Annotated in this window: 11 protein-coding genes; 8 read left to right on the forward strand and 3 right to left on the reverse strand. The window is 67.1% G+C overall.

What is annotated here, in order from left to right; translation table 11 throughout:
* Window positions 1-225: 225 nt before the first annotated feature.
* Window positions 226-921, reverse strand: a complete 696-nt coding sequence (locus NFW30_RS13785) for a hypothetical protein (RefSeq protein ID WP_295356301.1) — start codon at window positions 919-921, stop codon at window positions 226-228.
* 432 nt (window positions 922-1,353) lie between these two features.
* On the opposite strand from NFW30_RS13785, the gene NFW30_RS13790 reads away from it, so the two are divergent.
* A complete protein-coding gene (locus tag NFW30_RS13790; protein ID WP_295356303.1) occupies window positions 1,354-1,506 on the forward strand; it encodes a hypothetical protein in 153 nt (50 codons plus the stop codon).
* A gap of 153 nt (window positions 1,507-1,659) precedes the next feature.
* Here the strand turns inward: NFW30_RS13790 and ald are convergent, their stop codons facing one another.
* The gene (gene ald, locus NFW30_RS13795; RefSeq protein ID WP_295356305.1) at window positions 1,660-2,781 is read right to left on the reverse strand and encodes an alanine dehydrogenase; all 1,122 of its coding nucleotides are present in this window, start codon (window positions 2,779-2,781) and stop codon (window positions 1,660-1,662) included.
* Window positions 2,782-2,881: 100 nt separating this feature from the next.
* Here ald and NFW30_RS13800 point away from each other — a divergent pair, with 100 nt between their 5' ends.
* Window positions 2,882-3,262 carry a response regulator gene (locus tag NFW30_RS13800; protein ID WP_295356307.1) on the forward strand — a complete coding sequence of 127 codons (381 nt, stop codon included), beginning with the start codon at window positions 2,882-2,884 and terminating at the stop codon, window positions 3,260-3,262.
* An 18-nt stretch (window positions 3,263-3,280) separates the two neighbouring features.
* Here the strand turns inward: NFW30_RS13800 and NFW30_RS13805 are convergent, their stop codons facing one another.
* Window positions 3,281-4,090, reverse strand: a complete 810-nt coding sequence (locus NFW30_RS13805; protein ID WP_295356309.1) for an ATP-binding protein — start codon at window positions 4,088-4,090, stop codon at window positions 3,281-3,283.
* A gap of 80 nt (window positions 4,091-4,170) precedes the next feature.
* Between NFW30_RS13805 and NFW30_RS13810 the strand changes: the two genes are divergently transcribed.
* From NFW30_RS13810 to NFW30_RS13835, 6 genes are all read left to right on the forward strand, one after another.
* Window positions 4,171-4,857, forward strand: a complete 687-nt coding sequence (locus NFW30_RS13810) for a response regulator (protein WP_295356311.1) — start codon at window positions 4,171-4,173, stop codon at window positions 4,855-4,857.
* Window positions 4,858-5,179: 322 nt separating this feature from the next.
* Window positions 5,180-5,548 (forward strand): response regulator, encoded by a 369-nt coding sequence (locus NFW30_RS13815; protein WP_295356313.1) that lies wholly within the window; start codon window positions 5,180-5,182, stop codon window positions 5,546-5,548.
* Window positions 5,549-5,557: 9 nt separating this feature from the next.
* Entirely contained in the window at window positions 5,558-6,910 is a 1,353-nt protein-coding gene (locus tag NFW30_RS13820; RefSeq protein WP_295356315.1) for a methyl-accepting chemotaxis protein, read from the forward strand.
* 31 nt (window positions 6,911-6,941) lie between these two features.
* Window positions 6,942-7,247, forward strand: a complete 306-nt coding sequence (locus NFW30_RS13825; RefSeq protein WP_295356316.1) for an STAS domain-containing protein — start codon at window positions 6,942-6,944, stop codon at window positions 7,245-7,247.
* Between the two features lie 33 nt (window positions 7,248-7,280).
* Window positions 7,281-9,485, forward strand: coding sequence for a chemotaxis protein CheA (locus NFW30_RS13830; RefSeq protein ID WP_295356318.1), 2,205 nt, complete (start codon window positions 7,281-7,283; stop codon window positions 9,483-9,485).
* A 152-nt stretch (window positions 9,486-9,637) separates the two neighbouring features.
* Window positions 9,638-10,994 (forward strand): MCP four helix bundle domain-containing protein (locus NFW30_RS13835; protein WP_295356319.1); only part of this gene is annotated, 1,357 nt, incomplete at its 3' end.

The following is a 10,994-nucleotide window of genomic DNA, read 5'->3' on the forward strand; positions in this document are numbered from 1 at the left end:
GCGCCAACATGCCCGGGCCGAGGAGCTCCATCAGCGCGAGAAGGTCGAGTACGACGACAAGATGGCGCTGCGCACGGCCAGGCTTGAAAGCTTGCTTTCTTTATTGACGAATGCCATACATTCATTTCATGAGTCTTGAAGGCGCGTGACGCGCCTGGCTTGCTGGCAGGCTGATCGCCTGATGGGCTGGTCGACAGGCCGCTGCGCCTGCACCTGCCCGCGGCTTCAACGGTGGAGGAACGCAACGGGCGCGCCGAGCGCGCGAGCGAGTTCGCTTTCGAGTGCGGCGTCATCCGGGTCGTCGTTCCTGATGACGGTCGCGCTCAGGTAGCGGGTCGCCAGTTCGACCAGGCAGCCTTCGATGCGCTCGGCGCGTTCCGGGTCGGCGAGCATGTAGTGGTCGAAAGGATCGACGGTGCCCGATTGAATCCGGGCGGCAATCCGCCGGCGGCGAGTCTCCGCAGCGACATCGAGCACCGCGACCATCGTTCCGGGCGGCGCCGCCGCACGCAGGGCCCGTGCCAACGTCGGGCGACGGGCGAGGGCGATCCTCCCGTCGCGCTGCTGGCCGAGAACCAGCGCCAGCAGCCGCAGCGCGGTATGGCTGACCACCACCAGGGGAACGGCCGACGGCCGAAAGCGGCGCCGGTCGCGGGCCAGGAGCCAGCCGGCCACTGCCGGCAGCAGCGGGCGCAGCAGCGGGAACAGGCCGAGGAACGCGCGCTCCTGAAACCGACCCCAGCTCCCCTTGCGTTCGCTGCTGGAGCGGGCGTCGGCGGCCGGCGCAGCGAAGCCGCCGGCGCGCTTCTCGACGCGATGGCCTGCCGCTCGCCAGCGGCGGATCAGGAACTCGGCGACATGGTCCTTGCCGGCGGCGTCCGTGCCGAGGATCAGAACGACGGCTGGGGGCGGAGGGAGCATGGAGGACTCGTTGCGGCCACTACGGCGACGCACTGGATACGCAGGCGCCATCGCCGTCCAGCCGCTTCACGCCGCAGAGGGTCGGGTGGAACGTCACAGACTGGCAATGCGGCACGTCCCGAGTTCGGCGACGGCGTGTGCGACTGCTGGCACATGGGCGCCCGCTCATCATCCATCGGTTCGAGGCGACACCGTTCGCATCGCGTGAGTCCTGCACAGCGTCCGTGACAGCGGGACAGCCTCCTGACGGTTGACGAAGCGTCCCAGCGCCACGAGGGCCGGCACGCGCAACCATGATCCGGCGAAGGATGGGCGCGTCGCCAGCGGGCTGCCGAACGTCGGCTTTCTTTACAGTAAAGCCGTAGACAAGAAATCAATTCCATTTATAACAGGGCACTGCAATACTGGCACGAAATCTGCTTTGTGCTCGACATGAGCAGCACGCCAGCAAGCAACGACGACCACATGCCTGCAACGACCGCAAGCGGTCGGCAGGGTCAGGGCGAGGCGCCGGCGAAGCCGGCGTCGATCGCGCTCCTCGGCATCGCCGCGCTCGGCGGCCTGCGCAAGCGCCGCAGCGTCTGAGCATCCCTCCCCAGCCGGCCCCCCAAAGGGGCCGGCTACCCGATCCGCAAAGGAAATCGCAAGCCGGCCCCCCCAAGGGGCCGGCCGTCTGATCGGCGCCGGGCCGCCGGCCAGCCGATGGCGGCCGCGGGCTCTCCGCGGCCCACCTCCGTCTCAGCCAGCAGCCAGCACTGAACTCGCGTCGTGGTACGCGTAACCGAGGTCCTCGGCGACCTCACGGCAGGTCACCTTGCCGAAAGCGACGTTCAGCCCGTTGCGCAGGTGCTCGTCGTCCTGCAGCGCCTGCCGCCAGCCCTTGTCGGCAATCTGCAGCGCGAACGGCAGCGTCGCGTTGTTCAGGGCGTAGGTCGAGGTGCGCGGCACGCCGCCCGGCATGTTGGCGACGCAGTAATGCACGACGTTGCCGACCATGTAGGTCGGTGCGGCATGCGTCGTCGCCTTCGCCGTCTCGCAGCAGCCACCCTGGTCGATCGCCACGTCGACGATCACCGAACCCGGCTTCATCGCGTCGACCATCTGCCGGCTGATCAGCTTCGGCGCAGCGGCGCCCGGAATCAGGACGCCGCCGATGACGAGGTCGGCGCGCAGCACGTGCTGCTCGACGTTGTCACGGTTGGAAAAAACGGTCATCACGCGCGCGCCGAGAAGCCGGTCCATGCGCCGCAGGACGTCGATGTTGCGGTCGATCACCACCACCTGCGCGCCGCTGCCGACGGCGATCTGCGCCGCGTTCGAGCCGACGACGCCGCCGCCGAGAATGACGATCCGCGCCGAAGGCACGCCGGCGACGCCACCGAGCAGGACGCCCATGCCGCCATGCGCCTTCTCCAGGCAGTAGGCGCCGGCCTGCACCGACAGCCGGCCGGCGACCTCGGACATCGGCGCCAGCAAGGGCAGACCGCCGCCCGGCTGCGTCACCGTCTCGTAGGCGATGCAGACGGCACCACTCTGCACCAGGTCGGCACACTGCTCGGGATCGGGCGCCAGATGCAGGTAGGTGTAGAGGATCTGCCCCTCGCGCAGCATGGCGCGCTCGCCCGCCTGCGGCTCCTTGACCTTGACGATCATCTCGGCAGTGGCAAAGATCTCCTCGGCGGTGGCTGCTATCACCGCCCCGGCTTTCTGATAGACTTCGTCGGTCGCGCCGATGCCGCGTCCGGCGCCGCTCTCGACCGTCACGCGATGACCATGCGCCACCATCTCCCGTACCGATGAAGGCGTCAGGCCGACGCGATATTCGTGGTTCTTGATCTCCCTGGGTACGCCGATATGCATCTCCGTCTCCTCGAAACTGGTTCATGGGGCCAGCCATGTTATGCCAAATCGCCGGCCACGACGAATGTTTCGCTGCCGCGCGAGCGCGAACCGGAGACGCATGGACATGCGCCTGCTGATCGTTGACGACGAGCGGACGAACCGCAACCTGATTCTCGCGATGCTGGCAGGCATCGACCTGCAGGCCGATTGCGCGCGCAGCGGTGAAGAGGCGGTCAGCCTCGCCACAGACACGCGCTACGCACTGATCCTGATGGACCTGCAGTTGCCGGTGATCGACGGCTTCGAGGCGACGCGCCGCATTCGCCAGCTGCCGCAGTACGCGTCGGTTCCGGTCATCGCCCTGAGCGGCAGTGCCCCTGACGACGTGGCCGACGCATGCCGGAACGCCGGAATCAACGATTTCGTCGCCAAACCGTTCTCGATCGACGCCCTGCTCGCTGCCGTCACGCGCTGGCTGGACGCAGCGCCCCCCGCCTGATGCTCTGCCGCAGCGAATTCAGCCCCGCTCCGCCGTCGCCGCCGGCCGCTCGCCGGACGATGGCAGGAAGGCGGCCACCTCAGTCCCTCCCGCCGCGCGATCGACGACCTGCAGATGGCCGCCGTAGTGATGCACCAGCGCGGCCACCGCGGTGAGCCCGAGACCGAGCCGCGAACCGCGCTGGTCGCAGCTGAAGAAGGGCTCGAAGATCCGGTCGCGGATCGCCCCCGCTATCCCATGGCCCTCATCGCTGACCGCCAGGCGAACGAAATCGCCGCCAAAGCCACTGTGACACGCGGCGCACCGTTCACCCTCGACGACGCCGGCCCGGCGAGCGGAAAGGACGACGGTACCGGCATCGCCCATCGCCTGGCAGGCATTGCGGCACAGGTTGGCCCAGATCCGGTGCAGGTGCGAGCGATCGACGGCGATCGGCGGCAGCTCGTCGTCGATCGCCACGACGATCGCCACCGTGTCCGCCACGCTGCCGGCGAATGCGGCAGCCACTTCGCGGCCAACCCCCACACATGCCGCCGCGTCGAGCCGTGGCTCCCCCTCGCGTGCCAGCGCCGCCACCTGTCGCACGAGGAGTTGCGCGCGCTGGCCGGCCGTCTCGATCTCGTCGACGTACGAAAGCACGCGCTCAGTCTCCCCGCCGGCCCGCAGAAGCGCCTTCGCCAACCCGGAGAATCCCTGGATGGCAAGCAGCAGATTGTTGAAGTCATGCGCCAGACCGGCTGCGACCGCGCCCATCGCCAGCAGACGCTCGCTCTCGCGCGGCGGCGCCGGCGGCCGGGGCTCAGGCGCGCACGCCACGACCGTGCTCATCGCCGGCCCGCCTCAGCCCGGCCGGCAGCGACACCCGGAGATCGTCCGCAGCACCAGCGAGAAGCGTCTGCCGGCAGTGGATGGAAGCTCCAAAAGTCGTTAGAATCGGCCAGGAAGCCTTCCTGGGATTCAGCCATGCCCTCCTTCCGCGCCTCATGACTGCATCCGGCAAGCAGACGGTCTGCATCGTCGATGACGACGCGCAGATTCGCCGCTTTCTCAGCGAAGTCCTGACGAGCATCGGACTGGTCGCCGAAGAGTACGCATCGGGCGAGGATTTCATGCGCCGCTGGCAACCGGCGAGGGCCGCCTGCGTCCTGCTCGACATCCGCATGCCACGAATCACCGGACCGGAAATCCACGACTGGCTGCGCGAACGGGAACCGCATCTGCCGGTGATCTTCCTCACCGGCCACGCCGACGTGACGACTGCCGTGCGCGCGATGCGCCTCGGCGCCTTCGACGTCATCGAGAAGCCCTTCAACGTGCAGCAACTGATCGAGCGGGTAAACCAGGCGCTGCGCCGTGTCGCCGAAGCCGCGGCGGCGACCGCCGGCAACGGCGGCTGGCAGCAGGCGCTGACGACGCGCGAGAAGGAGGTGCTCGCCGGCATCATCGACGGCAAGCGCAGCAAGGTCATCGCCGCCGAACTGGGCATCAGCGAGCGGACGGTCGAAAGCCACCGCGCCAGCATCATGGCCAAGGCCGGTGCCGGCACGGCGGCCCAACTGGTGGCGATGGCGATCGGCAAGCGGCCGCCCGGCTGAGCTTCCGGCGGCTGCCGCGCGGCCAGCCGCGGCTTGCCATCAGCGGCCCGCGGTGGCTTCTGCAGCACCGATCGGAGTTTCCTGCTTGACATCGCGCGACCTCCGGGTGGACAGGCACGAGCCTGCAGTCTAGCCGAAACGACGCCGGACCGCGACCGGCGCCTGCGATCCGGCACTGCCGCCGGCAGCGCGCTCCCCTCCGTATTTCCACGGATCCTCCCGTGAATTTCCGGATGGCGACGCGACAGCGACGCCACTACGCTACTTCCTCATCGAACAGGACGCACGGCGGCAGCCGGCAGCAACCGATGGAGGGCTCAACGTGGCAAAGACAATCTTCCTCGTCGACGACTCGGCGACCATCCTGCTCAGCGTGTCGAGCATCCTCGGCAAGGCCGGCTACACCGTCGAGAAGGCGGCCAGCGCCGAGGAAGCGCTGCAGAAGTTCAGCGCCGGCGTCAAGGTCGACCTGTTGATCACCGATCTCAACATGCCGGGAATGAACGGCATCGAGCTGATCAAGAAGGTTCGCTCGCTGGGCCCCTACCGCTTCCTGCCGATCCTCTTCCTGACCACCGAATCACAGCAGAGCCGCAAGCTCGAAGCGAAGGCGGCGGGCGCCTCGGGGTGGATCGTCAAGCCGGCGACTGCAGACGACCTGCTGAACACCATCAAGCTGGTAATCCGGTAAGCGTCGGCGATGAACACCCCGGACAACCCGCCCTACCGACAGTTCCAGCAGCGTACGCTGATCACCGGCATCGCCGCCGGCGTCATCGCCGTGATGCTCGTTTTCCTGACGCATGCCTGGTACGACGACCTCCTCGGCCAGCGCCTCGACCTCGGCAACCGCAGCATCGACACGCTGCTGGCTGCCAGCAGCCTGCTGCTCTTCGTCGCCCTGCAGCAACTGATCTCGCGCGGGCTCTATCACGACAGCCACATGGGGATCGACGGCAGGCTCCGCGACGAACGCCCGGCCTGCCCCTCGAACAAGGTCTGCCAGCGTGTCGCGCTGCCCGAACTGAGGGACATCCCGCCGTTCAACAGGGTCCTCGTCGGCCACCTGCGCAGTGTCGTCGAACAGACCGAGAAGGCCGCGTATGAGGTCACCTCGCGCCTGCAGACGATCGACGAGGTGGTCAACGAGCTCAACCGCTTCGTCTCCGGCGCCACCGCCGAGGCGGAGTCGATGGCGCGCGACTCCGAGGACACGCTCGGTGCCAATCGTCACCTGATCGACAGGCTGAAAGCCTTCATCGCGCAGCGCATCCAGGAAACCATGCAGGATCAGGCGCGCAGCGCCGACGCCGTGCGCGAAGCCAGAGCCCTGCAGGCTCTGGTCGACCTCATCCGGCACATCGCCGGACAGACCAACCTGCTCGCCCTCAACGCGGCAATCGAAGCCGCGCGCGCCGGTGAGGCGGGACGCGGCTTTGCCGTCGTCGCCGACGAAGTGCGCAAGCTGTCGCAGGAGACCGAGACCGCGGTCAAGAAGATCAACGACGGCATCGCCGCCGTCGCCCACATCATCGAGAGCCAGTCTTCCGACCGACTCGAACATTCGCACATCGACGAGGAGCGCCAGAGTCTCGAGCACTTTGCCGAGCAACTCGCACTGCTTGGCGACAGTTACGAGCACCTCAGCGCCCGCGAGCGGACGATTCTGGCGACGATCAACGAGAGCAGCGGCAAGCTCGGCGCAATGTTCATCGATGCACTCGCCAGCGTTCAGTTCCAGGACGTGACACGACAGCAGATCGAGCAGGTGATCGGCGCCATAGAGCGTCTCGACCGCCACGCCGGGACCCTCGCCGGAGTGCTCGAAGCAGGCGTCGACGTCCGCCGCGAAGACGCTGTCGAACCGCTGGGCCAGCAGATGCAGCAGGTGTTCTCGTCCTATGTCATGGCGCAGCAGCGCGATGCACACGCGCAGGCGATGGCCGCAACACGCAGCCACCCGGCCACCCGCGCCGCAAGCGGAGCGTCGCGCGCGACGGCGGCCATGTCGCCCGCGGTGGCGAGCAGGACATCGAACGTCGAGCTGTTCTGAGCCGCCGCACCGACGACCACGAGGAAAACCGATGAGCACTCCGACAGGCAGCCGACTGACCCTTTGCGACGACATGACGATCTACCAGGCCCAGGCACAGAAGGAGCAACTGCTCGCTGCACTGGCGGCGACCCCGCACCTCGAACTCGAACTCTCCGGCGTCGGCGAAATGGACACCGCCGGCCTGCAGCTGCTGCTCCTGCTCAAGCGCGAAAGCGTGCAGCAGGGCAGGCAGGTGACGATCAGCGGCCACAGCCCCCGCGTCCAGCAGATTCTCGATTTCTGCGATCTCGTCGGCGTCTTCGGGGACCCGATGGTGATCCCCGCGAAAGCCTGAAAGCCCTGCACACAGCACTGATGAGGTAGCAGAATGGATGAGCTGACCAGCACCTTCGTCAATGAGAGCCGCGACCAGTTGACCGCGATGGAAGACGGCCTGCTGCGCCTCGAGCAGAATCCCGGCGACACCGACAACCTGAACGCGATCTTTCGCGCGGCGCACACGATCAAGGGCGGCTCCGGCGTCGTCGAGAGCACGTTCATCGAAGCCTTCACGCACAGGGTCGAGAACGTCCTCGACAAGCTGCGCAACGGCGAAATCCCGGTCAGCGGCGAACTGTCGACCGTGATGCTCGAATGCTGCGACCACATCGGCGCACTGCTGGCAGTCCTCGCCGCCGGCCTGCCGCAACCTGCGGCCGAACTGCAGGCGCGCGGCGATGCATTGCTGGCAAGGCTCAGCGAGCAGTTCCTCGACGGCAGGCAGGCGGCCGGCGGCGCGCCAGGCGCCGAACTGCCGGTCGAGCACGGCAGCGATCTCGAAGCGTCGGGCGGCGTCGTCGTCCATACCGACGCCTGGCACATCTCGATACGCTTTGGCACCGGTGTCCTGCGCAACGGCATGGACCCGCTCTCCTTCCTGCAGTACCTGAGTTCGCTCGGCGAGATCATCGCCATCACGACGCTGGCCGACGGCATGCCGGCGGCGGCGGAGATGGACCCCGAGTGCTGCTATCTCGGCTTCGAGATCCGCTTCCAGACGCGCGCCTCGAAGGCGCAGATCGAGCAGGTCTTCGAATTCGTCCGTGACGACTGCGCGCTGCGCATCCTGCCGCCACACTCGAAGATCAGCGAATACATCGAGCTGATCAATGCGCTGCCGGAAGACCCGATGCGCCTCGGCGAAATCCTCATTCGCTCGGGTGCGCTGACAACCGCCGAACTCGAAGAGGGATTGGCGCTGCAGACGGGTACCCACACCGTCACGGCCGACGGCGCCGCAGCACGGCCGCTGCCGATCGGCGACATCCTCGTCGACCAGAAGGTGGTGCACCGGGAACTCGTCGACGCCGCCGCCAGCCGGCAGACCGTCATCGCCGAGAAGAAGGCCGTCGAAGCGCGCATGGTGCGGGTGCACGCCGACAAGCTCGATCAACTGATCGACCTGGTCGGCGAAATGGTCATCGCCGGCGCTGGCGCCAACCTGCTCGCGCAGCGCAGCGGCCAGTCCGACCTGATGGAATCGACCTCGATCCTCCTGCGGCTCGTCGAGGACATCCGCGACTCGGCGCTGCAACTGCGGATGGTACAGATCGGGGAAACGTTCAACCGCTTCAATCGCGTCATCCGCGACAGCTCGCGCGAACTCGGCAAGAGCATCGATCTCGTCATCACCGGCGCCGAGACCGAACTCGACAAATCGGTCGTCGAGAAACTCGGCGACCCGCTGATGCATCTGGTCCGCAATGCCATCGACCACGGCATCGAGGGAGCGGCGCTGCGCGCCGAACGCGGCAAGCCCGAGAACGGAACGGTGCAGCTCAACGCCTATCACGATTCCGGCAGCGTCGTCATCGAAGTCAGCGACGATGGCGGCGGCCTGCCGCGCGACAAGATCCGCAACAAGGCGATCGACAAGGGTCTGCTCGACGCCAGCGCGACGCCGAGCGACCAGGAAATCACCAACCTGATCTTCGAGGCCGGCTTCTCGACCGCCGACCAGGTGACCAACATCTCGGGCCGCGGCGTCGGCATGGACGTCGTCCGGCGCAACATCCAGTCCCTGCGCGGCAGCATCGAGGTCGCCTCGATCGAGGGCGAAGGCTCGACATTCACCATCCGCCTGCCGCTGACGCTGGCGATCATCGACGGCTTCCTGACCGGCGTCGGCAAGGCCTCCTACGTCGTGCCGCTCGACTCGGTCGTCGAATGCATCGAACTCGCCGACGTTCCGGGCGAACGCAACTACCTCAACCTGCGTGGCGAGGTCCTGCCCTTCGTCCGCCTGCGCGAACTGTTCGACATCGGCGGCGAGGCTCCCGCTCGCCAGAACGTGGTCATCGTCCAGTACGCGGGGCACAAGGCCGGCCTCGTGGTCGATGCGCTGCTCGGCGAGTTCCAGACCGTGATCAAGCCGCTTGGCGCGCTGTTCAAGCACCTGCGCGGAATCGGCGGTTCGACCATCCTCGGCACCGGTGACGTCGCGCTGATCGTCGACGTCGCGGCGCTGGTCGAACGCGCCAGCGCCCGCGAAAGCCAGCGCCTGTCGCAGCGCCTGCCGGCGGCGATTGCCTGAAGGAAGCCGTGATGAAGAGCGCTCGCGCCGACCGGAATCGCTTCGCGACAGAGCATCCGCGGTACCGCCCGCCCTGACCCGAGACCAGCGCCAGTGCCGCCATGACGGGATCGTCCAACCATCCTTCGCTTCATCCTCAGAGAGGTCTCCCCATGCTTTCCAATCTCAAGATCGGCATCCGCCTCAGCATCGGCTTCGGCATCGCCCTGTTGCTGCTGGTCGTCGTCGCCGCCATCGGCGTCAGCCGCGTCGGTGACCTGCAGAATGAAATCGCCGGGCTGGTCAAGGACAAGAACGTCAAGACCAAGCTCGCCAACGACATCATCGACGGCATCAACGGCGTCGGCCGCTGGCATCGCAACATGCTGCTCCTGAGGAACGACGAGGCGACCCGCAGCGAGATCGAGAAGATCGCCGAAGGACGCAAGCAGGTCAGCGCCAGCTTCGACGCGCTCGACAAGTTCAGCTACGGCGACAAGGGCAAGGCTGCACTCGATGCCGCCAAGGAGGCCCGCAAGGGCTTCGTCACCGCCTCGCTGAAGCTCGAGGAGATGGGCAAGGCGAAGCAGTGGGACGAGGCGGTCAGGTATTTCAACGAGAGCTACCGCCCCGCCTTCGACGCCTACGTCAAGGTCGTCAACACCTTCATCGACTACCAGACCGAGCTCGCCGAGAAGGTCGGCGCGGAAGCGGAAAGCCTCGCCGCATCGACCCGCAACCTGATCCTCGGCCTGAGCGCCTTCGGCGTCGTGATCGGCAGCCTGCTGGCCCTCCTGATCACCCGCTCGATCACCGGCCCGACCAGCAGGATGGTCGCCGCCACCAGCAGGATGGCGACCGGCGACTTCGACTTCAAGGTCGATATCGACAGCCGGGACGAGGTCGGCCAGCTGGCGAAGGGGGTGGAGTCGGTGCAGGCGGCCGTGCAGCGGATGATCGCCGATGCCGACCTGCTGGCCCGCGCCGCCGTCGCCGGCAAGCTGGCGACGCGCGCCGACGCCTCGAAGCATCAGGGCGACTTCCAGAAGGTGGTCCAGGGCGTCAATGACACCCTCGACGCAGTCATCAACCCGCTCAACGTCACCGCCCGCTACGTGGACGACATCGCGAAGGGCGTCATCCCGCCGCTCATCAGCGACAGCTACAACGGCGACTTCAACCTCATCAAGACCAACCTCAACAACATGGTGCGGACGATGACCGACCTGCTGGCGCAGACCGACCTCATCATCCGCGCCGCCGCCGACGGCGAACTCGACAAGCGCGCCAACGCCGATCTCTTCGTCGGCGGCTGGAAGCAGCTCGTCAAGGGCGTCAACGACACCATCACCAACATCGTCAACCCGCTCAACGTCACCGCCAACTGCGTCGACCGCATCTCGAAGGGCGACATCCCGCCGAAGATCAGCGACACCTACCGCGGCGACTACAACATCATCAAGCACAACCTCAACGCCTGCATCGACGCGGTCAATGCGCTGGTCGCCGACGCCGCCATGCTCGCCGCGG

This window comes from Accumulibacter sp. (genome assembly GCF_023806635.1).
In the GTDB taxonomy this organism is placed as follows: Bacteria; Pseudomonadota; Gammaproteobacteria; order Burkholderiales; family Rhodocyclaceae; genus Accumulibacter.